The sequence below is a fragment of the Actinokineospora auranticolor genome, from assembly GCF_041897805.1.
GTDB lineage: Bacteria > Actinomycetota > Actinomycetes > Mycobacteriales > Pseudonocardiaceae > Actinokineospora > Actinokineospora auranticolor.
This window is the reverse complement of sequence record NZ_CP154825.1, coordinates 4178744-4201450: the sequence shown is the minus strand read 5'-3', so window position 1 is coordinate 4201450 and position 22707 is coordinate 4178744. Positions and strand designations below refer to the sequence as shown.

Annotated in this window: 23 protein-coding genes and 3 pseudogenes; 8 read left to right on the top strand and 18 right to left on the bottom strand. The window is 71.3% G+C overall.

Annotation, left to right across the window (positions count from 1 at the left end; genetic code table 11):
* Positions 1 to 34 precede the first annotated feature (34 nt).
* The 4 genes and pseudogenes from V5P93_RS18520 to V5P93_RS18505 form a co-directional block, all read right to left on the bottom strand.
* Complete coding sequence (locus V5P93_RS18520; protein WP_181043710.1) at positions 35 to 652, bottom strand: PadR family transcriptional regulator; 618 nt, start codon at positions 650 to 652, stop codon at positions 35 to 37.
* Positions 653 to 727: 75 nt separating this feature from the next.
* Positions 728 to 1612, bottom strand: coding sequence for a GerMN domain-containing protein (locus V5P93_RS18515; protein WP_104481342.1), 885 nt, complete (start codon positions 1610 to 1612; stop codon positions 728 to 730).
* Entirely contained in the window at positions 1536 to 1874 is a 339-nt protein-coding gene (locus V5P93_RS18510) for a hypothetical protein (protein ID WP_146108223.1), read from the bottom strand. The genes V5P93_RS18515 and V5P93_RS18510 overlap by 77 nt, the downstream gene beginning before the upstream one ends.
* A 41-nt stretch (positions 1875 to 1915) precedes the next feature.
* Positions 1916 to 2836, bottom strand: a pseudogene (locus V5P93_RS18505) (M20 family metallopeptidase); the annotation flags it as partial.
* A 118-nt stretch (positions 2837 to 2954) separates the two neighbouring features.
* On the opposite strand from V5P93_RS18505, the pseudogene V5P93_RS18500 reads away from it, so the two are divergent.
* A pseudogene (locus tag V5P93_RS18500) lies at positions 2955 to 3035 on the top strand (AsnC family protein); the annotation flags it as partial.
* A 214-nt stretch (positions 3036 to 3249) separates the two neighbouring features.
* Positions 3250 to 3402 carry a hypothetical protein gene (locus V5P93_RS18495; RefSeq protein WP_374066649.1) on the top strand — a complete coding sequence of 51 codons (153 nt, stop codon included), beginning with the start codon at positions 3250 to 3252 and terminating at the stop codon, positions 3400 to 3402.
* A gap of 4 nt (positions 3403 to 3406) precedes the next feature.
* Here the strand turns inward: V5P93_RS18495 and V5P93_RS18490 are convergent, their stop codons facing one another.
* The 4 genes from V5P93_RS18490 to V5P93_RS18475 form a co-directional block, all read right to left on the bottom strand.
* Positions 3407 to 3820 (bottom strand): hypothetical protein, encoded by a 414-nt coding sequence (locus V5P93_RS18490; protein ID WP_104481340.1) that lies wholly within the window; start codon positions 3818 to 3820, stop codon positions 3407 to 3409.
* Between the two features lie 164 nt (positions 3821 to 3984).
* On the bottom strand, positions 3985 to 4347 hold the full coding sequence (locus V5P93_RS18485) for a hypothetical protein (RefSeq protein ID WP_146108222.1): 363 nt from the start codon (positions 4345 to 4347) through the stop codon (positions 3985 to 3987).
* A gap of 238 nt (positions 4348 to 4585) precedes the next feature.
* Positions 4586 to 5251, bottom strand: a complete 666-nt coding sequence (locus tag V5P93_RS18480; RefSeq protein ID WP_104481338.1) for a fasciclin domain-containing protein — start codon at positions 5249 to 5251, stop codon at positions 4586 to 4588.
* Between the two features lie 278 nt (positions 5252 to 5529).
* Positions 5530 to 6477, bottom strand: coding sequence for a fatty acid desaturase (locus tag V5P93_RS18475; protein WP_104481337.1), 948 nt, complete (start codon positions 6475 to 6477; stop codon positions 5530 to 5532).
* Positions 6478 to 6840: 363 nt separating this feature from the next.
* Between V5P93_RS18475 and V5P93_RS18470 the strand changes: the two genes are divergently transcribed.
* Entirely contained in the window at positions 6841 to 7251 is a 411-nt protein-coding gene (locus tag V5P93_RS18470) for an ATP-binding protein (RefSeq protein WP_104481336.1), read from the top strand.
* 36 nt (positions 7252 to 7287) lie between these two features.
* Here V5P93_RS18470 and V5P93_RS18465 read toward each other — a convergent pair whose 3' ends face one another.
* Positions 7288 to 7863, bottom strand: a complete 576-nt coding sequence (locus tag V5P93_RS18465; protein WP_104481335.1) for an ABATE domain-containing protein — start codon at positions 7861 to 7863, stop codon at positions 7288 to 7290.
* An 80-nt stretch (positions 7864 to 7943) separates the two neighbouring features.
* On the opposite strand from V5P93_RS18465, the gene V5P93_RS18460 reads away from it, so the two are divergent.
* The 4 genes and pseudogenes from V5P93_RS18460 to V5P93_RS18445 all read left to right on the top strand — a co-directional run bounded on the left by V5P93_RS18460 (position 7944) and on the right by V5P93_RS18445 (position 10762).
* Positions 7944 to 8357 (top strand): carboxymuconolactone decarboxylase family protein, encoded by a 414-nt coding sequence (locus tag V5P93_RS18460; protein WP_104481334.1) that lies wholly within the window; start codon positions 7944 to 7946, stop codon positions 8355 to 8357.
* Positions 8354 to 9256 (top strand): phosphotriesterase, encoded by a 903-nt coding sequence (locus tag V5P93_RS18455; protein ID WP_104481333.1) that lies wholly within the window; start codon positions 8354 to 8356, stop codon positions 9254 to 9256. Before V5P93_RS18460 ends, V5P93_RS18455 begins: the two co-directional genes overlap by 4 nt.
* Positions 9257 to 9287: 31 nt before the next feature.
* A pseudogene (locus V5P93_RS18450) lies at positions 9288 to 9767 on the top strand (N-acetyltransferase family protein); the annotation flags it as partial.
* Between the two features lie 23 nt (positions 9768 to 9790).
* Entirely contained in the window at positions 9791 to 10762 is a 972-nt protein-coding gene (locus V5P93_RS18445) for a ketopantoate reductase family protein (protein WP_104481331.1), read from the top strand.
* 11 nt (positions 10763 to 10773) lie between these two features.
* Here the strand turns inward: V5P93_RS18445 and V5P93_RS18440 are convergent, their stop codons facing one another.
* From V5P93_RS18440 to V5P93_RS18415, 6 genes are all read right to left on the bottom strand, one after another.
* The gene (locus V5P93_RS18440; RefSeq protein ID WP_104481330.1) at positions 10774 to 11574 is read right to left on the bottom strand and encodes a nuclease-related domain-containing protein; all 801 of its coding nucleotides are present in this window, start codon (positions 11572 to 11574) and stop codon (positions 10774 to 10776) included.
* Positions 11575 to 11978: 404 nt separating this feature from the next.
* Entirely contained in the window at positions 11979 to 14219 is a 2241-nt protein-coding gene (gene katG, locus V5P93_RS18435) for a catalase/peroxidase HPI (protein WP_104481329.1), read from the bottom strand.
* A 15-nt stretch (positions 14220 to 14234) separates the two neighbouring features.
* The gene (locus tag V5P93_RS18430; protein ID WP_104481328.1) at positions 14235 to 14663 is read right to left on the bottom strand and encodes a Fur family transcriptional regulator; all 429 of its coding nucleotides are present in this window, start codon (positions 14661 to 14663) and stop codon (positions 14235 to 14237) included.
* A 178-nt stretch (positions 14664 to 14841) separates the two neighbouring features.
* Positions 14842 to 16104, bottom strand: a complete 1263-nt coding sequence (locus tag V5P93_RS18425; protein WP_181043709.1) for an MFS transporter — start codon at positions 16102 to 16104, stop codon at positions 14842 to 14844.
* A gap of 60 nt (positions 16105 to 16164) precedes the next feature.
* Positions 16165 to 17376, bottom strand: coding sequence for a cytochrome P450 (locus V5P93_RS18420; RefSeq protein ID WP_104481326.1), 1212 nt, complete (start codon positions 17374 to 17376; stop codon positions 16165 to 16167).
* Between the two features lie 139 nt (positions 17377 to 17515).
* Entirely contained in the window at positions 17516 to 18463 is a 948-nt protein-coding gene (locus tag V5P93_RS18415) for an HEXXH motif-containing putative peptide modification protein (RefSeq protein WP_146108221.1), read from the bottom strand.
* A 493-nt stretch (positions 18464 to 18956) separates the two neighbouring features.
* On the opposite strand from V5P93_RS18415, the gene V5P93_RS18410 reads away from it, so the two are divergent.
* On the top strand, positions 18957 to 20111 hold the full coding sequence (locus V5P93_RS18410; protein WP_104481324.1) for an aminopeptidase: 1155 nt from the start codon (positions 18957 to 18959) through the stop codon (positions 20109 to 20111).
* A 4-nt stretch (positions 20112 to 20115) separates the two neighbouring features.
* Here the strand turns inward: V5P93_RS18410 and V5P93_RS18405 are convergent, their stop codons facing one another.
* The 3 genes from V5P93_RS18405 to V5P93_RS18395 all read right to left on the bottom strand — a co-directional run bounded on the left by V5P93_RS18405 (position 20116) and on the right by V5P93_RS18395 (position 22698).
* Entirely contained in the window at positions 20116 to 21096 is a 981-nt protein-coding gene (locus V5P93_RS18405; RefSeq protein WP_219824092.1) for a helix-turn-helix transcriptional regulator, read from the bottom strand.
* A gap of 306 nt (positions 21097 to 21402) precedes the next feature.
* A complete protein-coding gene (locus tag V5P93_RS18400) occupies positions 21403 to 21912 on the bottom strand; it encodes a flavin reductase family protein (RefSeq protein WP_104481322.1) in 510 nt (169 codons plus the stop codon).
* A gap of 108 nt (positions 21913 to 22020) precedes the next feature.
* Positions 22021 to 22698 (bottom strand): hypothetical protein, encoded by a 678-nt coding sequence (locus tag V5P93_RS18395; protein WP_146108220.1) that lies wholly within the window; start codon positions 22696 to 22698, stop codon positions 22021 to 22023.
* Positions 22699 to 22707: the final 9 nt, after the last annotated feature.

Sequence of the window (22707 nt, the reverse complement as noted above, 5' to 3'; positions counted from 1 at the left end):
GTCCGATATAGACATTTATCCCCCAGGTTGATGTCTAGTTCGAGCGGGATACCTTTCGTGTCAACGGCGTGACGTTGTCCGATTCGGACGGCCAGGTCAGCGAGCAGGCACGGAGATCGGCCACCACCGAGTCGAGCCAGTCCGCCTCGGCGTTGTCCAGCGCCCGCGCGTGTTCGAGTTCCAGCAGCGCCAACCGGTCCAGGTGCGGACGAACGAGCGCGATCTGCGTGTCGACGTCGGCGATCCGGCCGCGTAGCGCCACGACGCGCGACTGGAGCGCGCGCAGCGCGGACTCGACGGGCAGGTGGGCGAGGAAGGAGACCGCGGCGGTGAACACCGGTCGTTCGGTGCGCGGTGTGGAGAGCAGGTCGAGCAGCCGGAGTTCGAGGCGTTCGCGGCCGCTGTCGGTGATCCGGTACGTGGTCCGCTCGGGCCTGCCCTCGTCCTTGGTCGTCTCGGCCTGCTCCACGTTACCGGCCCGCAGGAGCCGGTCGACGGCGTGGTACAGGCTGCGCGGCAGGCCGGTGACGAAGTCCTTGCGGCGCTCCTTGATCAGCCGCTGCATCTCGTAGGGGTGTCGTGGCTGTTCCGCCAGCAGCGCCAGCACCGCCAACGCCACGACGTCCCGGTCGCCGAGCCGTTCCCTGGCCATCCCACCCCCGCCAACTAGTGCGTCACGCATCAAGCACTTTGCACTATAGCGGATCGCCGCACGGTGCGGCGGCGGTCAGGGTTCGAGCTGCTCGGGGATGGAGTCGCGGGCGCCGGTGGGGTGCTGGGTGCGGCCCTGCTCGTCGTAGATCTTGACCCAGTCGACGGTCGGGAACTGCTTGAGCGTGGGCGTGATCTGCCCCGCGACGGTGATCACCGCGGAGCCGTCGGAGCTGATCGGGCCGAGCAGCCGCACGTGCGCGACGCGGTCGATGTCGACGCGGAGATCGGCGAAGCCCGTGACGTGGCTGCTGACGAACCGCAGACGCCTAGCGCGTTCGGACTCCCCTGGGCCGTCGAACAACGCCCGCAGCGCGGCGTTCGCGACGGCGGGCTTGTCCAACCTGCGCTCCACCGCGGTGACCGGCGGGTCGGTGTTGTCGTCCACCTTGTGGTCGTCGCAGAAGAAGACTTCGCCGCAGTACCAAGGATTCCGGCCCTCCTGGGCGATGTCGACGACCACCCGCGCGCCGTCGAGGGCGAAGGCCCGGAACGGCACCGGGTCGGTCGAGCCGCCGACCGCGATACCGAAGCTGACGTGTCCCTCGAAGTCCCCAGCCAGCTTGACCTGCCGGACCCTCGCCAACCCGGGCCGGAGGTCGCGGTCACCGGCGGGGATCGTCGACGCCCCACCCTCGTGCGCGGCGGCCCACCGCAGCGACACCAGCAGCTTCAGCCCTGGCACCATCGGCAGCGGCGTGCCCTTCGGGTCCTCGATCACCTCCGGCACGTAGCCGACGGAGAACCCGGGCGCGGAGGTGTTGTCGCGGAAGTCGAACACCACGCGGTCGAACCCCTCGTCGGGGTGGGCACCGGTGCGGACGTCAACCAACACGGCCACGGGGCTGTTGGTCGGCGGCAGGTCGTGCTCGACGGTCGAGGTGCACGGGAGGTTCGGCATGGTCTGCGCTCCTTCTCGCCTGCATCCGATGGTCGAACCGCAGCACACCCCAGCGGCAGTGCCGAAAGGTGCACGGTTCGTCGTCGGAAGGCCCTGGGACGCCACGCGTGTCGCGGAACGCGCGGGCGATCGGCGGCGTGGCGTTGAGCGCGTCGGGCCCGTGCCTGCGGGCGACGACCGCGTTGAACAGCAACCACAGCGCCCACGCGAGCAGACCCGTGGTGGGCACGACGGCGATGGCGGCGACAACCGTGAGGGTCATCCCCGGCTCCCTCTGCGCAGGGCCAGCTCGGCGAGGACGGCGGCGGCGTCGTTGACGGTCATCGGGTAGCCCTCGACGTACTCGGCCTCGGCGTGCAGGCCGTGCGCCCCCGCGATCGAGGTGGCGGCGGCGAGCAGCGCGGGCTTGAGGATGTCCTTGGTCTGCGCGGAGAACGTGCGGACGGTGGCCTCGAACCACGCGCTGTCCGGGATGATGTTGCGGCGGGTGCCTGCCTGGAACGTGCCCACGGTGAGCACCGCCGGGTCGAAGATGTCGACCCGGCGCGTGATGAGCACGTGCAGGGCGGTGACGATCTCGCAGGCCACCGACACCGGGTCCTTGGCTCGGTGCGGTCGCGAGCCGTGCCCGCCCGCGCCGTGGACCGTGACGCGCAGGCCGTCGGACGCGGCCATCGTGGTGCCGGCCCGCGCGCTGAACACCCCGTGCGGCACGCCCGAGGCGAACACGTGCAGCGCGTAGGCGGCCTCGGCTCGGCGGCCCGCGGCGTCGAGGACGCCCTCGGCGATCATCGCGGCGGCGCCGTCGCAGCCCTCCTCCCCCGGCTGGAACATCAGGACCACGTCCCCGCGCAGCCGGGCGCGGTGCGCGCAGAGCAGCCGGGCGGCGCCGACCAGCGCCGCGGTGTGCAGGTCGTGGCCGCAGGCGTGCATCACGCCGGGAACGCGGGACGCGTGGTCGAGGCCGGTGCGCTCCTGGATCGGCAGCGCGTCCATGTCGCCGCGCAGCAGGACGACCGGGCCCGGCGCGACTCCGCGCAGCACGGCGGTGACCGAGGTCAGGCCCGTGCCGGGGGTGATCTCCAGCGGCAGGCCGTCGAGCGCGGCGAGGACCCTCGCCCGGGTGCGCGGCAGGTCGAGGCCGATCTCCGGGTCGACGTGCAGGTCGCGGCGCAGGCGGATGAGGTCGTCGCGCGCGGTGGCGGCGTCGTCGAGGACGGACACTTCGAACTCCCTTGGCGTGGTGGCAGGGGGCTTGCCGAAGCATCCCGACCGCTGCCGCGCTGTGCCGTGATCTCGATCTGATCAATCACCGGATGGACGCTCCGTGCCGGATTCCGCCATGTTCGACGAGGTCGACCTCGAAATCGTCCACGCGCTGCAAGCCGCGCCCCGGGCCACCTGGCACGAGCTGGGGAAGCGGCTCGGCATCGCGCCCGCCACCGCGGCCCGGCGCCGGCAGGCGCTGCACGACGCGGGTCTGGCGCGGATCACCGCCTACCCCACGGTGACCACCTGGGCCAAGGACCACTGCAACGCGTTCATCGAGTTGGACATCGAACCCGCCTGTCGCGACGACGCGGTGCGGGGACTCGCGCGGATTGGGAACCGCACCACCGCGAGCTGCTCCGCGCCGCTTGGAGGCCGAGCTGGCCGCCAAGCTCCCCCACGTGACCCTCACCGACCGCGCGGTGACGCTGCGGTCCGTCGAGCGGATGGGGTGCCTGATCGACGAGACCGGCCGCATCACCGGCGCCGTCCCGATCGACCCGTGGGCCCCGGCGGCGTGAGCGGTCAGGTGGCCGGCGAGGTCCGTTGGCTCCGGCCCCACCAGACCGTGCCCAGCACGATGAGCGCGGTCACGACCAGCAACTCCAGCCACCCGAGCCAGGCGCCCCTGGCGCGGCCGAGCTCCTGGGCGACGGTCGTGTTCCCGATGACGGCGTACCCGCAACCCGCGAACTGCACGGGCACGCCGCACATGCGGTGGTCATTTCGCCAGTACCGCTCCGCGGGTGAGCCCGCCCGGTTCACCCCGCGCCCCAGCAGGTAGGCGGCGACGCCCGCGACGAGAACCCCCGCCGCCGCGCCGACGAGCACCTCGATCAGCGTCCCGTGTCCGAAGGCGGCTCCGACACCACCGCCGACGAGGATCCCGACCAGCGCCAGCGGCACGGCGACCCAGCCGTACCCGGTCCACGTGGTCACGACGCGGCCCCGGCGTGGTCGTGCGGCACCGGTACGTCGTTCAAGATCGCCCCCATGGGGGCGATGCTCCCACCCGCCTACCGGCCCGCCCCGGGGATAGGGGCGCCGTCACCCGAACAGAGCAACCAGCGGGGTCCCCTGTGGACGATCCACTCGGGGGCATCTCACCCGGCGGGCTCGGACCGGCGCACCCTGGTCGCGCTGTGCGCCCGGTGCCGGTCGCCGACGATCACAAGCGCGCACAAGGCCGTCATCGCCGCCTGGTAGGCGATCGAGGCGGGCAGGCTGGAGGCGATCATGAACGCGATCCCCCAGCGCGGAAGCCACCATCCCGCCAGCGCGCCGGTCCCGGCCGCGTGCCACACGACGAACGCCACGAAGAGCGCTACGGCGAACGGATGCCACGCGATGGCCATGCTCCTCGCGTGGCGGACCGAGGCGAGCGCCACCAGGTTGAACGGCAGGCTCCCAACGAACACCCAGGCGAAAACCGAGTATTCGAGACGACTCGGGTTGTCCGCGTACATACCGAGCAACCCCATCGCCGACGCGAGCTAGACCCCGATGAGCACCAGCGCGACCCAGTCCGGCACTTCGCGACGGGGGCCGCTCACCCTGCCTCCCGATGCGGGGGTTCCACTGGTGGCGCGAGTCTACGACCGCGCGACCGATCGGACGGTCGCGCGGTCGCCAAGATCACGAGCCGGGCCGCACCCGCGGTGAACGGAGCGGAACCCCGTGGGCGCGGCCCGGTGTGACCCGGGCTCAGCTCGTGGGCATGAGCACCGAGTCGATCAGGTACACCGTGGCGTTCGCGGTCTTGACACCGCCGCAGATCACGTTGGCGTCGTTGACCTTCAGGTTGTCGCCGGAGCCGGTGACGTTGACCGTGCCCTTCTCCACCGTGGTCTGCGAACCGACGATGGCGGTGGGCGACTTCTGGCCCGCGACCACGTGGTAGGTCAGGATCTTGGTGAGCAGCGCGTCGTCGGTCTTGAGCTTCTCGATGGTCGCCGCGTCGATCTTCTTGAACGCCGCGTCGACGGGGGCGAAGACGGTGAACTGGCTGCTGTTGAGCGTGTCGACGAGGTTCACCTTGGGGTTGAGCTTGCCCGAGACGGCGGAGACCAGCGTGGTCAGCAGCGGGTTGTTGCTCGCCGCGACCGCCACCGGGTCGGCGGCCATGCCCGAGACCGAGCCCGCGCCGCTGGGCACGGCCTTCGCGTAGTCCGCGCAGCCCGGGCCGACCAGGTCGGACGCCGGTTCGGCCATGGCCGAGGTGGTGGTCATCGGCGCGGCGGCGGCCGTGGTCGTGGTCATGCCCGGGTTCGAGCCGGAGGCGCCGGTGTCACCGCTCCCGCAGGCGGTCGCCGTCAGCGCGATGGCGCCGGTGCCGAGGATGACGAGCGCGGCGCGAATCCTTTTCTGCATGGTGCTTCCACTCCAGTGTGAATCAGTCGCAAACGGACAGCGAATCGAGGGCCGCGGCGGCGCCACCGGGGCCTCGCAGGTCATTCGACGGCACTTCTGGAGCGGATTGGTCGTTCCCGCGAACGGATGACGGGAACCGCGCGGCGGGGTCGGTCCGGTACCTCGGTGCGGCCGCGCGTCGCGGTTTCCACGCCGAACTCCGGGCACAAAACAAGCGGGCCGTGCCAGTGCCACGGCCCGCTCGACGTTGTCCCCAGGCCCGGGGAGGTGGGCCCGCCTCAGGCCTTCGCGGCCAGCCGTTCCAGGCGCTCCGGGCTGGACCAGCGGGCGTCCCGCGCCCAGCCGAGCTTCTCGAAGGCCCAGATCACCCGGGCCGAGATGTCGATCTGCCCGCGCTTGACGCCGTGGCGGGCGGAGGTGGGGTCGGCGTGGTGCAGGTTGTGCCAGGACTCGCCGAAGGACAGGATCGCCAGGGGCCAGAAGTTGGCCGAGCGGTCACGGCTGGTGAACGGGCGGTCGCCGACCATGTGGCACACGGAGTTCACCGACCACGTGACGTGGTGCAGGAACGCGACCCTGGCCAGCCCGGACCACAGGAAACCGGTGAGCAGGCCCCACCACGACCAGGTGATGAGCCCGACGAGCACCGCGGGCAGTCCGACACTGAGCGTGACCAGCAGCGGGAACATCCGGTCGACCGCGCGGATGTCCGGGTCGTCGGCCAGGTCGGGGGCGAACCGGGCGACGTTGGTGCGGTCGCTGCCGAAGAGCCACCCCATGTGCGCGTGCCAGAAGCCCTTGGCCAGCGCGGCGGCCGAGGTGCCGAACAGCCACGGCGAGTGCGGGTCGCCCTCGCGGTCGGAGAACGCGTGGTGGCGCCGGTGGTCGGCCACCCAGGTGATGACCGACCCCTGCGCGGCCAGCCCGCCCGCGACGGCCAGCGCGATCCGCAGCGCCCGGTTCGCCTTGAACGCGCCGTGCGTGAAGTAGCGGTGGTAGCCGATCGTGACACCGAGGCCGGAGACCACGTAGAACGCCGCGCCGACGCCGATCTCGGCCCAGCCGATCCCCCACCCCCACGCCGCGGGCACCACCGCGACCAGCGCGAGGAACGGGATGATCAGGAAGGCCCGGATGGTGATCAGTTCCACCCGTCCCGCCTGGTGGGAGAGCAGCGGTTTGGCCTGCGGGCGCGGTCTGTCGACGACGGGGCTGTTCGTGGTCATGCCACCTCAAGGTGTCGGTGATGACCGGGGCGCGGTCATCTGTCGCGCGCCTGGGCGAGGATCCACACAGGGCTGCGACGCGAAGGGGGAGCACTGCCGGCTCCACCCGGCCTGTGTGTTTTCACATACCGCACCGACTGTACGCGACCGCCAAATCGTACGCCGAACGGCCACCTTCGTCCTCAGTGGACATGAAGCGGGCGTCAGGCGGGCGACGGCGGCCCGTGCGCACAGGCGGTCGCGGGTGTCGCGGTCGAGGAGTTTGCGCAGGTGGGCGACCGCGACTTCGGGGGGCAGGGCCGATTGGTGGCGAATTGGCGCGTTCACGTGTGAGGGGCGTTTTCGACGGGTACCACCGCCACGGTGAGTACCAGACCGCTGCGGGTCGAGGTCGCCGCACGCGCACGAGCCGTGTCCGAGATCAGGTCTGCCGTGCGCGCGTGGCTCATGTCCCACCAGGTGGTCGGTGAGCGGGCGGAGGAGATCCTCCTCGGGGTCAGCGAGGCGGTCACCAACAGCGTCGAACACGCCTATCCCCCGGACGCGCCCGGCGTGGTGACCGTCCGCGCCGACGTCCGAGACCGGGTGGTGCGGGTGTCGGTGTCCGATCGCGGCCACTGGCGAGCCGCCGATCGGCCCCGGACCGCCACGGACCGCTTCCGCGGCCGCGGACTCCGCATCCTGCGCGCCCTTGCCTCCCACCTGCGCGTCGACCACGGTACCAACGCCTCCCCCGGCACCACCGTCGAAGCCGACTTCCCCCTGCCGACCTGATCCCCATTCGTCCATAGAGGACAGCGAGGCCCGCCGCTACGGCGCGCCACCCGACTCGGCGGCGCGGCGGGCGCGGAGCGCGCGGACGCGGCCCCGGCTCGCGCAGGCCGGGGACGGGCACCAGCGCCTGCGCCCGGGTGGATCGATGAAGACGCCTCGGCAGTCGTGTTCCGGGCAACTCTTCAGCGCGCGGCGGTCCGCGCCGGTCAGGTGGTCGACGGCTTGGCGGGCGATGCGGACGAGGGCGTCGGCGGCCGTCGCGGGCTGTTCGCGGCGCAGCCGATCGTCCGCGGCGAGGTGGATCGGGTCGTCGTGTTCGGCCAGGAAGGTGATGAGGTCACCGACCGCGGACTTGGGTGGTGGCTGTTCGTCGACGGTGGCCAGCGCGAGCACGCGCAGTGTCTCCCGCAGGTGGTGGGCCAGGCGCAGGTCGTCTTCGTCCGGCGGCCGGGCCGGGGACAGCTCGCCGTGCTCGAGCCACTCGGCGAGCCGGTCGGGCGTAGCCAACCGCTCGACAGGGTTCGCGCTGTGGGCGCGGCCCTTGGTCGCGAGCAGGTTCAGCCACACCGCGCCGCAGTCGAACCGGAAGGCCGCCGCGTTCTCGTTCGCCATACCCGGACGGTAACGGATCATCCGTTACGCGTGCTAGCGTCGCCGTAACGTTCGAAGCGTTACAGCGAAGGGTTCTCGCCATGACGACCAGGCCTCTGCCGGAGCAGCTGACCCAGGCGCGGTTCGACCGCGACGAGGGATACCGGCTGCTGGACCACTTACAGGACACCGCCACCCAGCACGCCGCCCTGCCCGGGCTCGACGACCTCGCCCCCGGGTTCGCCGACTGGATCGTGACCGCCCTGTTCGGTGGCACCTACCTCCGTGAAGGGCTGTCGCTGCGCGACCGGCAGCTCGTCACCCTGGCGGCGCTGGCCGCGCTCGGCGGTGTCGACCCGCAGTTGGCGGGCCACGTCCGGACCTCGTTGCGGATCGGTATGACCCGCGACGAGGTCGTCGAGGTGTTCGCGCACCTCGCGCCGTACATCGGGGTGCCCAAGGCGCTGGCGGGGCTCCGCGTCGCCGCGGCCGCGCTCGGGGAGCCCGGGCGGTGACCGCGGCGATCCGGACCGTTCTCGGCGACATCGCGCCGTCCGAGCTGGGTGTCTGCGACGCCCACGACCACCTGTTCCTCCGCTCCCCCGTGTTGCCCGGTCAGGAACTGGACGACGCCGGGGCCGCGCTCACCGAGTTGGACGCCTTCGCCGCGCTCGGCGGGCGCGCCGTGGCGCAGTGGACCCCGTGGGGCCTGGGGGCGCGGGCCGACGACCTGCCCGCGCTGTCCCGGCGGTCCGGCGTGCACATCATCTCCGCCACCGGCGCCCACCAGGCGAAACACTACGACCGCGACGACCTGCGACGCGTCTACGACGGGTTGGCGGGCCTGTTCGTCCACGAGTTGACCGGCGCGCGGACCCGGGCCGGGATGATCAAGGTCGCGGGCGCCTACCACCGCCTCGACGACCACGCCCGGCACGTCATCGCGGCGGCGGCTGAGGCGCACCACGCCACCGACGCGCCCATCGGCGTCCACCTCGAAGGCGGAACGGCCGCCATGGACGTGCTCCGGCTGCTGTGCGACACACACCGAGTCCCGGCGCACCGGGTGATCCTCGGGCACGCGCAGCGGTTCCCGGATGCCGAGAGCCACCGGCGGGCCGCCGAGGCGGGCGCGTTCCTGGCGTTCGACGGCCCGTCCCGCGCCCATCACGGCACCGACTGGCTCCTGCTCCGCGGTCTCACCGCACTCGCCGACTCCGGCCACGCCCCGCGGATCCTGCTCGGCGGGGACACGACGACTTCGGCGGCCCGTTCCGGCGCCGACGGACCGGGGATGCCGTTCCTGCTCAGCGGCCTGCGCCCGCGGATCGAGCGCGACCTGGGGGTCGACACCGCGGCCATGATCTTCGTCGAGAACCCGGCCCGGGCGTTCGCGGCGAACTGGCGCTCGTGACGGCGCCATCATGGACACCATGAACTCCCCCGACGCCGTCATCCGCGCCATGACCGACCGCGACTGGTCGGACGTCCGGCGCGTCTACGCCGAGGGCATCGCGACCGGCGTGGCCACGTTCGAGACCGAGACCCCCGACCTCCGGGCGCTCGACGCCAAGTGGCTGCCGGGGCACCGCTGGGTCGCCGAGGTCGGCGGGGCCGTGGCGGGGTGGGCCGCCGTCACCCCGGCGTCCACGCGGGACCGCTACGCCGGGGTCGCCGACACCTCCGTCTACGTCGGCGCGGCCCACCGCGGCCGGGGCGTGGGGAAAGCGATGCTGCGCAAGCAGATCGCGGCCGCCGACGCGGCGGGGTTGTGGACGTTGCAGGCCTCGGTGTTCCCCGAGAACCACGCGAGCATCGCCCTGCACCACGCGGCGGGCTTCCGCACCGTCGGCGTCCGCGAGCGCATCGCCCGGCACCACGGCGTCTGGCGCGACACCGTCCTGCTCGAACGCCGCGCGCCCTGAGTCCGTTCGGCTACGGTCGCGGTGTGCGATACGTGGTCATCGGCGCGGGTGCCGTCGGGTGCTCGATCGGTGGGAAGCTGCACGAGAGCGGCCACGAAGTGGTGCTCGTCGCCCGGGGCGCGCAGGCGACCGCGCTGCGGGCCGACGGGCTGCGGCTGATCACCCCGCAGGGCACCCTGCACCTGGACATCCCGGTGGCGACGGGTCCGGACGAGGTGGACCTGCGGCCCGACGACGTGCTCGTGCTCACCACGAAGACCCAGGACAGCGCCGCGGCGCTGCGGGCGTGGAGCCCGCGCCCGGTGGCGGGCGCGACGGCGGGCCAAGTGCTGCCCGTGGTCACCGCCCAGAACGGCGTGGCGAACGAACGGATGGCGTTGCGGCACTTCCGGCAGGTGCAGGCCGTGTGCCTGATGCTGCCCGCGACGTACCTGACGCCCGGTGAGGTGATCGCCACCGCCGCGCCGTACACGGGGATGCTCACGATCGGCCGCTACCCGCACGGCCACGACGACACCACCGAGGCCATCGCCGCTGATCTGGAGAAGGCGAACCTGCCCGCACCGGTGGTGCCGCGGGTCATGCGGTGGAAGTACGCGAAGCTGCTCGCCAACCTGGCCAACGCGATCGACGCGGTCACCGGTGGACCCGTCCCCGCACTGCGTGACCTCGCCGTGGCCGAGGGCCGCGAAGTGCTGGCGGTGGCGGGGATCGACTGCGCCACGGAGGAGGAGTTCGTCCAGTTGCGTGGGGGCATGGTGGTGTCCCAGGACATGCCGGGGGCCGGGGGGAGTTCGTCGTGGCAGAGCGTGGTTCGGGGGACGGGTGTGGAGACGGACTACCTCAACGGGGAGATCGTGGCGCTGGGCAGGCTGCACGGGATCGAGACCCCGGTGAACGAGGCGCTGCTGGTGGCGGTCCACGAGTCTGTCCGAACGGGACGGTCACCGGGTGGTCTCACGGCGGCGGAACTCGCCGCGCGGATCGGGCGCTGACCGGCACCGGTTCACGAGACGCCTCTTCGACGTCCGCGGCGTTTGCGGTGGAAGTCGTGGTCTTGACGAATCAGGCGTTCGACGTCTGCCTGCCTGCTGGCGCTCAGTACGGCGGGGCCGTGGCGAATCTGCTCGACCAGGTAGCCGGTACCGATGGAGAGCAGGACCGACAGGTCGCTCACCGAGCCGATCTCGGCGCGTTCGTGCATGACCACCACCGCGGCGTACACGGAAACGGGCACCCCGCGTCGACCGAGGAAGCCCTCCAGCGCGTCCGCCACGTCGCGGACCTGTCGACCCCAGCTACGGCCACTCCGATCGGAGAGGTCGTCCTCCTCCACCAGGTTGCCGTAGCGATCGAACTTCTCGTATGTCCAGCCGTCACCATCGACGTGCACGCGCACGCCACGACCCTTGACCTCGACCGCCCACACCCCACCCGGCCCGACCACCACGAGGTCGACCTCACCACGGCGGTTGGTGTAGCCCGAGAAGAGCGCCCACCTGTCGTCGAAGCGCGCCACCAACTCCCAGGCCGCGCGTTCCTCGGCGGCCGCCCCGGCTTCGTACCGGACCAGCTCGTGGTGCAGGGCCGGGTCCACCACCGGCGCCAGCGCCCGCATCGCCGCCTCCTGGGCCCGGTGCCGCCACCACAGACCCCACTGCCACCACCGCCGGGACGCCGCGTTGGCACGGCGGAACCCTTCCACCGCCCGGAAATGCTCGCCCCGGCGGGCTTGGACTTCGGCGATCTCGGCCCGCAGGGCGCGCACCTGGGCCAGTGGGTGGTTGGACAGCTCCTCGACCCGCATCCCCACATGCTAGAAGCCGGGTACGGCGAACCCGCGGCAGTCCGAGGAAGTTGATGATCAAGTGACCACCGACAGCGGAAACTCGACCAAAACGGCAGCCGTACTTCGTGATCGTCAGCCGATCCGGCACACCGGTGGGCGAATGCCGAACAGGATGCCGCCACGCAGGTCGCCGCCGTCCCGGTGTACGCACAGCGCGGTGCCCCGGTCGATGATCGCGCCGCGGGGCGCCGTGGAACCCGGGCACGTCGAGCATCGGCCCGAACCACTGCTCGACGTGCCCGGCCAAGGCGAGGAAGCCCGCGACGTCGGCCATCCTCGCCACTGCCACCTGCACCGGGACCAACCTTTCGGACTGGCGCCGCGGACCCGAGCCCGGGCGGGCTCGGGTCCGCGCGGTGCGGTCAGGCCAGGTCGAAGCGGTCCAGGTCCATCACCTTGGTCCACGCCTTGACGAAGTCGCGCACGAACCGGGTGTGGGCGCCCGCGCCCGCGTAGACCTCGGACAGGGCGCGCAGCTGCGAGTTGGAGCCGAAGACCAGGTCGACCGCGGTGGCCGTCCACTTGAGGTCGTCGGTCTTCGCGTCGCGGATCTCGTAGACGTGCTCGTCCGACTTCGACGCCTGCCAGCGGGTGCCCGGTGCGAGCAGGTTGGTGAAGAAGTCGTTGGTGAGGGTGCCCGGGCGGTCGGTCAGGACGCCGTGTGCGGTGCCGCCGAAGTTGGCGCCGAGGGTGCGGAGGCCGCCGACGAGGACGGTGGTTTCCGGTGCCGTCAGGTTGAGCATGTAGGCGCGGTCGACCAGCAGCACCTCCGGCTGGGCCTTCTCCCCCGCCCGCACGTAGTTGCGGAACCCGTCGGCGCGGGGCTCGAGTACGGCGAACGACTCGACGTCGGTCTGGTCCTGGCTCGCGTCGGTGCGGCCCGGGTGGAACGGCACGGTCACCTCGACGCCCGCGTCGCGGGCCGCCTTCTCCACGGCGGCCGAACCCGCCAGCACGATCAGGTCGGCGAGGGAGATCTTCGCGCCGCCCGCCGCGTTGAACTCGCGCTGGATGCTCTCCAGGGCGTCGAGCACGGCGGAGAGCTGATCGGGCTGGTTGACCTCCCAGCCGCGCTGGGGTTCCAGGCGGATCCGGGCGCCGTTGGCACCGCCGCGCTTGTCGGTGGCGCGGAAGCTCGACGCGGACGCCCACGCGGTGGTGACCAGCTGGGCGGTGGTGAGCCCCGAGTCCAGCACCTTCGCCTTCAGGGCGGCGACGTCGGCGTCGGACACCGGGTCGTGGTCGGCGGCGGGCACCGGGTCCTGCCACAGCTGCGCCTCGGGCACCCACGGCCCCAGGAACCGGCTGACCGGCCCCATGTCGCGGTGCAGCAGCTTGTACCAGGCCTTGGCGAACGCCAGCGCGAACTCGTCCGGGTTCGCCAGGAACCGGCGGGAGATCTTCTCGTACGCCGGGTCGACGCGCAGCGACAAGTCGGTCGTGAGCATGGTCGGCTTGTGCTTGCGGGCCGGGTCGAACGGGTCCGGGATGATGGCCTCGGCGTCCTTGGCCACGTACTGCTTGGCGCCGCCGGGGCTGGTGGTCAGCTCCCACTCGTGGCCGAAGAGGATCTCGAAGAACCGGTTGCTCCACTGGGTGGGCACGTCGGTCCAGGTCACCTCGAGGCCGCTGGTGATCGAGTCGGCGCCCTTGCCGCTGCCGTGCGTGCTCAGCCAGCCCAGGCCCTGCGCCTCCAACGCGGCGCCCTCGGGTTCCGGGCCGACGTGGTCGTCGGCGATCCCCGCGCCGTGGGTCTTGCCGAAGGTGTGACCGCCCGCGATGAGCGCGACGGTCTCCTCGTCGTTCATCGCCATCCGGGCGAAGGTCTCGCGGATGAAGTGCGCGGCGGCGGCCGGGTCGGCGCTGCCGCGCGGGCCCTCCGGGTTGACGTAGATGAGGCCCATCTCGGTCGCGCCGAGGTCGGGCACCATCTCCGCGGCGCCTGCGTAGCGGTCCTCGCCTAGCCACTCCTCCTCCGGGCCCCAGATGATCTCGTCGGGCTCCCAGACGTCCTCGCGGCCGAAGGCGAAACCGAACGTCTTGAACCCCATGGACTCCAGGGCCACGTTGCCCGCGAACACGAGCAGGTCGGCCCACGAGACCTGCTGGCCGTACTTCTGCTTCACCGGCCACAGCAGCCGGCGCGCCTTGTCGAGGTTGGCGTTGTCGGGCCAGCTGTTGAGCGGGGCGAAGCGCTGGCCGCCGTCGCCCGCACCGCCGCGGCCGTCGTGGATGCGGTAGGTGCCCGCGGCGTGCCAGCTCATCCGGATCATCAGGCCGCCGTAGTGGCCGAAGTCCGCGGGCCACCAGTCCTGGGAGGTGGTGAGCACCTCGGTGATGTCGCGTTTGAGGGCCTCGACGTCGAGGGTGGCGAACTCCTCGGCGTAGCTGAAGTCGGCCCCCAGCGGGTTGCCCTTGGCCGAGTGCGCGTGCAGCACCGACAGGTCGAGCTGGTTGGGCCACCAGTCCTGGTTGGTGCGCGGGCGGCCACCCGTCTTCGGCGTCGGCGAGTCGATCGCCGGGTTCTCGCTCTCGCTGCCGTGCGCGGTGGCGGAGTCCTGGGCGACCGGGCATCCCGTTGCCTTGCCCTGGGGATCGCTCATCAGGTCGGGTTCCTCTCAAGCAGTCTGTTCGGCGGAAACACAGTCGGGGCAGGTGCCCCAGTAGACGACTTCGGCCTCGTCGACCACGAACCCGCGGTCGTCCGAGGCGGTCAGGCAGGGGGCGTGGCCGACGGCGCACTCGACATCCGCGATGGCGCCACAGGACCGGCACACGGCGTGGTGGTGGTTGTCCCCCACACGGGTTTCGTAACGCGCGTTCGCGCCCGCGGGCTGGATCCGGCGCAGCAGACCGGCGTCGGTCAGTGCCCGGAGCACGTCGTAGACCGTCTGGTGCGACACGGACGGGTGATCGACCCGCACGAGCGCGATCACCGCGTCCGTGTCCACGTGCGGGTGGTCCCGGAGCACGGCGAGCACCGCCAACCGCGGCTGCGTCACCCGCAGCGACACGGCCCGCAACTGAGCCTCGAACTCCGACGTCACCCCCCGACCGTAAAACGGTTTCTGGAGTCGGTCAAATTATGACGAGGAGAGGTTCATCGGGCCCGCGGCGGGAGCCGATCTTCCCGCTCCAACGGGTGGCCACGCTCTGACAGCCTCGCAGCGGTACACCTACGGTCCACTTCGGACATGTCGGAGGACTTGGCCGTGCACGCGCCGATCAGAGGTTCCGGTACGGCTTGCTGAAGAACCCCACCGAGAAGGACACCGACACGCCCAGCCCGGCCACGATGATCACGAGCCGCGGGTCGACCGCGCCCAGGGCGGTCCCGGCGAGTAGCGCGGAGGCCGGGTAGGCGAGGCCCGCGCAGGTGGCCAGCAGGCTCATGATCCTGCCCAGTGCCTGGGCGGGGACTTCGCGTTGGAGCATGGTCATGTAGAAGACGTTGACCGCGGCTTGCAGGGACGCGGCGGTGAACAGGGTCGCGGTGGCGATGACCAGTGAGGAGCCCGTCGGGATGGCCGCGAGGGCGAGACCCTGGACGACGCCGAGGCAGAGCGCGATCAGTCCGCGGCGGCGTTGCCGGAGCAGGGTCGGGCCCAGGAGCGCGCCGAGGACCGAGCCGCCGCCGAGGCCCGCCATCATGATCCCGAACCCGGGGGCGCCGCGGTCCAGCGTGGTCTGGGCGAGGATCGGCAGCGCGACCTCGATCAGGCCGACGGCGGCGAGGTTGAACACCAGCGTGGTCAGCAGGTTCATCCGCACCAGGGGCGAGCCGGTGGCGTAGCGCAGCACCGATCGCCAGGTCCGCAGCCGGTCGACGTCCGGGACGTCGTCGGCGCGCGGTGCCCCGGCCGCGGGCCTGGGGCGGATCGCCACCAGGGTCAGGCTGGACACCAGGAACGTGACCGCGTCGATCAGCAGCCCCACGCCGCTCTTGAACGCCCCGACGAGCGTCCCGCCCAGCGCGGGCCCGGCGATCCTCGACGTGCTCTGCATGACCTGGATCAGGGAGTTGCCCGCGGCGAGCGACTCGGGCGGCACGATCCGCGGCAGCACGGCGAACGAGGCGGGCATGAAGATCCCGCCCAGGACGCCGAACGGGACCGCGACCGCGACCATCGCCCACAGGGGGATGCGGCTGTTGGCCGCGAGCAGGACGAAACCGAGCACGACGACGGCACGGAGCGCGTCCGCGGCGAGCATCACCGGCCGGGCGCCCAGGCGGTCGGCGAGCGTGCCGCCGACCGGCAGGGCGGCCAGCCTGGCCGCGCCGTAGCAGGCCAGCACCACGCCGAGGTTCGCGGGACCGCCGCCCTGGTTGAGCATGACGAACGGCAGCGTGACCAGGTAGATGCCGTCGCCGATCCGGGAGAGCAGCTGGCCGATGAAGTACAGCGCGAAGCGCCGATCCCGCAGTGGGACCAGCAGGCGGACGGCGGGCTCCGCTGCGATCGCGGCCCGGCGTGGGGTCGTCGTCACGCGCGCCTCCGCTCGAGGGCGACGGGCTGGCCGGGACGTCCGGATGATGACGGCACCTCCTCACCAGGTGACGGGCAGTGTGTGGACACCGTAGAGGAGCGCGCCATCCTTGAAGTCCAGTTCCTCGACAGGGGCGGCGAGCCGGAGCCCGGGGACCCGGGCGAACAGCGTGGTGAACGCGATCTCGAGCTCGAGACGGGCCAGGTTCTGGGCGACGCACCGGTGGATGCCGTGGCCGAACGCCAGCTGGTGCCGCGCGTCGCGGTCGAAGTCGAGTTTCTCCGGCTCGGCGAAGACGCTGTCATCCCAGTTCGCCGCCGCGGTCGACACGACAACACCGTCGCCCTCCTTGACCACCATGTCGCCGACCTCGATGTCGGCCAGCGCCACCCGCAGCCCGCTCGGGTCGGTGATGCTGGTGTGGCGCAGGATCTCCTCCACCGCACCCGGGGTGCGGGTCGGGTCGGCCCGGATCACGGCGAGTTGCTCGGGGTTCTCGAGCAGCAGCACGGTGCCGAGCGCGATCACGTTGGCCGTGGTCTCGTGCCCGGCGCTCAGCAGCGACAGGCACAACGCGGCGATGTCCTCCTGGCTGAGGACCCGCTCCTCCCGGTTCTTGGCGATGAGCCTGCCGACCAGGTGGTCGCCCGGCACGGCACCCGGTTGCTCGGCCTCCGCCACCTTCGCGGCCACGAAATCGCTGAGGTATCCGCGAAGCGCGGCGTCCGCCTCCTCGCGTTCGCGCAGGCTGCTGTGCCAGTCGGCCATCGCCTTGCTGGTCGAGCGGAAGAGCTCGCGGTCGCGGTAGGGGGCACCGAGGACCTCGCAGATGACCTGGGCGGTGACCGGGCGGCAGAGAGCGTCCACCAGGTCGATGGGCCGGTCACCGTCCAGCATGGTCGTGATGTGGTCGTCCACGATCCGCTGCACGAGGGGCCGCAGCTTCTGCACGCGTTTGTGGGTGAACTCGGGGATCACCATCCGGGTCAGCACCGCGTGCGCCGGCGGGTCCAGGCTCATCAGGGACGCGTTGACGCCGATCAACTTGTGCGCGAGCGGGCGGTAGAAGGGAAAGTTGGGGTGCAGCCGGTTCGTGCTGACGTTCCGGTCGGCGAGGAACCGGCGCACGTGCTCGTAGCGCGTGATCAACCAGGCGGTCCGCCCGCTGGGCAGGGTGATCTTCTCGAGCGGCGCCCCGGCACGCAGCTCGGTGTACCGGTCCGGCGGGCGCATCGGGCAGGACCGGGACATCGGGTAGGCCGGTTGTTCCATCGCGGAACTCTCCCTTCGAACGCGGCGGGCGGGCCCGCTCCGCGGCGGCCGTGGCAGCGCGGACCTCGTCCGGCTTTGGCTTCGAACAACGACTTCCGGTTCAGTGGTCGGCGGTCCGGGCGCCGCGGCGCGGGTCCGGTCACGCCGCCCGCAACGAATCCGCGCACGCGCGGAGGTCGGTGAAGTAGTCGGCGCCCTGGGCCGTCCACTCGGCTTGCCTGTCGAGGATGTCCAGGCTCTGCGCCAGGTTCCCCAGCGCCCGCTCCCGCCGCTCGTGCGCCTCGTCGGGAGCGTCCGCCTCCGCCGTCCAGCGGTGCAGGCCGGTGGCCATCCGGGCCAGGACGTGCGCGGAGTGCAGGACGCCGAAGATCGGTCTCGGGTCCGGTCGCAGCGGGTGCGAGGCCAGTGCCGCGCCGTTGAGCACGAAGGGCCCGAACGAGTTCCGCAGGTACAGGGCGTGGTGGCCGGTCTCGTGCAGCAGCATCTCGAACGCGGCGGCGACGCTGCCCAGCGAGCGCGGCGCGGCGTAGATGGCGCCGTACGTCTGCTCGACCGTCGCCGAGCGGAACACCGTCCCGTCCACGTACACGATCGACCGCACCAGGGTCCGGAACTCCCGCGCGGCGGCGGGCCACACCCGGGCGAGCACCTCGACGGCCTGGTCGACGTGTGGCCGCGCGCTCCGGGCCAACCGCCGGGACAACGTCAACGACTGGGCATCGTCGACCGCCCGGATGTCGTGTTCGAGGTAGCGGACGCTTTCCTCGAGCCACGGCACGCCGTCGCGTTCCGGGAGGTGCTCCAGCGGTGGCCGCGCGGGCCCTCCCACCACGGTGTACGTCCCGGCACCGAGCGCGCCCGCGTCGACCGGGCCGACCGTGACCATGCGGACGACGCTCGGGTGCAGCCACGTGAGTCGTCGCCAGCCATCGGGTCCGCCCGGCGGCGTGCCCTGCTCGGCGAGGCGCGCCCAGAGGCGTCGACCGAGCCGCCGGTGGTACACCGTCGCCAGGGCGGCGGTCGCGTTCTGGTTTATCTCGAATGAGGTGAGCTGATTTCTCAGGTATTCCTCGGCTGCGGATGGCATCGCACTGCGCTCCCGGGTCACGTCGGCGGCGTGTCGATAGTCGGCGTCGATTCCGACACCGCGGCGATCAGTTCGCCTGGTCGAGTATACCTACACGACAATAGGCCACAATCGTTTATGGTGGCCGGTTCATGCCGCGCCGACCACTGGCAGGAAATGACCACTCGCGATGGGCGAACGCGCGCGGGAGCATGGGATCCGCCGGCAGGTCGCCGGTGTGGTCTCGAAGGAAGGTGCGCACCATGCCTGACCCCCAGGAGTTGCAGACCCTGCTCACCGCGATGGCCGAGTCCGAGCCGGAGCCCGGCAAGGCCGAGCAGATCGAGTTCGGCACCGTCGCCTGGTACCTGGACACGCCGTAATCGGTATCGCCGCCCCAGCGGGATAACGGCGGGGACGGGTTGCGAAAGGTGGTGGTCCCGTCGGCATGCCGCGGGCGGGGCCACCGCGATCCGGGAAACAATTCACTTCGGGCACTACCCAAGGAGCGACAATGACTGCGCAGATGGTCGACGAGCGGGTCTTCGAGGGGGTCCGCTCCCTGTTGGACGACTACGTGAAGATCCGCGACCAGGACAAGTTCGTGATCACCTACACACCCGACAGCCGCGACCCCGCGGCCTGGGTCGCGCTCGGGCTGCGGCAACGCGGGTTCACCCCGGACATCATCCCGATGCGCCCATTGGAGGACAGCGGCTTCGCCGAGCGGATCGGCGCGGTGCTGCCGGACCCGGCCGCGCTGCCGGGCAGGCTCGTCATCATCACCCTCGAGCTGGACACGATGTCGCACTTCGACGTGCTCGCGCCGCTGCTGAGCCGCTACGGCCAGGGCAACACCATGATCCTGCGGATCATCAGCGCGGGCGCCGACTTCTTCACCAAGGCGCTCAACGTCAGCCCGGCGGAGTTGTCGTCGCTCAACGGCACGTTGCTGCACCGGCTGGACAACGCCAAGCGGGTCCGCGTGACCACCGAGGGCGGCACGGACATCACAGTCGACCTCGACAGCGAGAAGTACCAGTGGATCAGCAACCGGGGGGTGTGGCGGCCCGGCGGCTTCACGATCCTGCCCGCCGGGGAGATCGCCACCTTCCCGGCGGGTGTCGAGGGCGTGCTGGTCGCCGACGGCGCGTACAACGCCAACATCATCAGCGACCTGAACGCCAAGCTGGCCGACAACCCGGCCCGGGTGGAGATCGAGGGCGGTAAGGCCCGGTCGATCAGCTGCGACCGCCCGGAACTGCTGGAGATGTTCGAGCTCTGCCTGAACAGCCCGAACGGGCGCAACATCGGCGAGTTCGGCCTCGGCACGAACCACGGCGTCGGCGAGTTCCTCACCGCGAACTCGCACATCAACGAGCGCAGCTGCGGTCTGCACCTCGGGTTCGGCGCGCACAACCAGAGCAACAGCCGCGTCGGGTACATGGCGTGGGCCCACCTGGACCTGATCACCGTCGGCGGTCTGATGTGGATCGACGACGAGGTCGACCCCATCGACCTGACCCGGGTCCAGCCGCTGGACGTGCCCCACCCGGTGGACGCGCTGGACGAGGACATCACCGGCGACTGCTGCGGCATGGGGTACCGCCAGCTCCAGGGGCTCTCCGAGGACCCGACCTGCCAGGTGCCCGGGGTTCGGCGACCCTGACACGCTAGTCGAGGTCGTCGATGTCGACCCAGCCCCGTGCCACGGCCCGCGCGCCCGCCTGGAACCGGCTCCGCGCGTCCAACCGCGCGAGCAGTCCCGACGCGACGCGGCGGGCCGTGCGCACCGAAACGCCCAACCGGCGGGCGATCACCTCGTCGGTGCACCCCTTGCCCAGCAGCTTGAGCGCTTCGCGGCCCTGGTCGGTCAAGCCGTCCGCGGCGCGCGGCCGGGGCGGGCCGAGCGGCGTCGAGGTCCGCCACACCGACGCGAACAGGGTGTGCAGCGCACTGGCGACGCCGCCGATCGAGACGACTACCGCCGAGTCGGCGTCGTCGTCGTCGACCGGCACCACGGCGATCCGCCGGTCGACGACGAACATCCGCAGCGGCAGCGATGGCGCGGTGCGCACCTCGCTGCCGAGGTCGGACAGCCTGCGGGCGTACTCGACCGCGGGCGGGTGGTTGCGGATGCTGTCGTGGTAGATCGTCCGCAGGCGCACTCCCCGGTCGATGGCCTCGCAATCCAGGAACCGGGTGACGGGCAGGCCCTCGGCGAACGCCGCGCCGCCCGGCATGAACGAGCACGCCTCCCGTTCACAGGACTCCGCTATCTCGCGAAGCCGTCGCCGAATCGCCGTCAGCCCCATCAGGTGCTCGACGCCGGAATCGGCCGATTTGGCACCGGATTCGGAGTGCCGGGAAAGCAACCGGGCGAACGCGAGTTTGCTCTCTTCGACTTCCTGCTGCCTGCGCGCGATCTCGGCCTGCCGCCTGGCGATCAACGCCGCCACGCCGACCTCGGGATCGACCGGCCGCAGCAGCCGCCGACCGGCGTCGCCCGCCTGCAGCAGCGCCAATTTCGTCAATTCATCAAGCGCCACGACGACTTCGCGTTCCGTGAGGTCGAGGTGCTCGACGAGGTGGCGGTAGTCGCCGTCCGCGCAATCCAGCAGTGCCAGGTACACCAGCTCGGAAGTCTCACTCAACCCGAGCGCCTCAAACATAGAACCACCCCCAGGACGCAATGCTCCAGCAGTTCCCCAAGAAGGCATAACGCGGGGCCCCCGCCACGTCAACGCATTTCAGGCAGGATTGAAGCATTGACACGAGGATTGTCCGAAAACCTCGGTGCGAGCATTACATGACTCGACCCCATCCCCAACACCATCGACGGCTCAGGATGCGACTGGGGATGAAACCGCGCATTTGGCAAAGCGCATCCACGACCCGGTGGTGCCCATTGTCACCGGCGAGGTGGCGGTCTTGGCACGAGATCGCGCGGGCCGCGGGCGTCAGGCGGGTTGCCGCAGCCCGAACCCGCTGCGGTGGAACACCAGCGGCAGAGGGTGTGCCACGTGCGCCGCCGCGTGCAGCCGGAGCAGGACGATGGTGTGGTCGCCCGCCGCCACCTGGCGGTCGATCGTGGTGTCGAACCAGGCCACGCCGTCGGCGAGGGTGACGGCGCCGGACTCGGTGGTGACCGTGGCCAGGCCCGCGAAGCGGGTGTCGGCCGGGCCCGCGAGTTGGCGGGCGACGCCGTCGTGGTGCGCGGCCAGCACGGTCACACCCACGTGGTCGGCGCGGCGCAGGTCGGGCCAGGTGCGGGAACCGGTGGCGATCGAGAACGACACCAGCGGCGGGTCCAGCGACACCGAGGTGAACGAACTGGCGGCCAGGCCCACGACCCGCCCGTCCACCCGCGCGGCCACGGCGACGACCCCGCTGGGGAACGCGCCGAACGCCGCGCGCAGCAGGGCGGGGTCCAACCCCGACGGTTCGAGGCGATCGGTGGTGCGGGTCATCGGTGGTCCTTCCCACTCCGGCTCCCACCACCCTGACCCGGCACCGGGGGCCGCGTCCAACAACGTTTCGCGATCAGTACCGATGACCGAGCGCGATGGGTGGGGCGGTCAGGCGCGGAGGCAGCCCTGGTACCTGAGCTGGTCGCGGGGGCTGATCGCCCAGGCGCACGCGCTGGTGGGGACGTCCCCGTCGATCATCATCGTGTGGAAATCGCCGATCGGGATCATGTGCTCCGAGCAGTCGGCAGGCAGGCATACGGCTTTGTTCCCCTTGCTTGGCAGGCTCACGACCAATCTGCCGTAGGTTCGTCCGGTTGCCTGTCCCCAGTCGCGGTTGGACGCGTTGGAATGCCAGACGCGCACATCCAGGATCGGTACGCCCGCGTTGTCGCGTATCGCGCCTTCGGCCGCTATTCGCGCGTCCCGCGCGCAGCCGCTGGTCACCGGGTCGGGGTCCGCGGGGCGCGCTGGCTCGTCGGCCGTGGTCGTCTCGTCGAGGGTCAGTTCGACGCCTTCGGTGGTCGTGGGTGGCGCGGTGGTCGGCACCGGGGCGGTCGCGGTGATGGCGATTTCCCCGTCCGACACGGAGATCACGCTCACCTCCTCGGTGATGATCAGGGTCGTGACGCGGTCGCGCACCCGCAGCACCGGGTCCTTGTAGGCGCCCATGTCGATCTTGAATTCCACGATGCCGAGGCCGACCTCCAGATCCACGACCGGACCGTCGGCGCCGCAACCGCAGGCGCAGGACAACAGCGAAATGATGGCGACCACGCGCGCGAACAAGCACCCCAC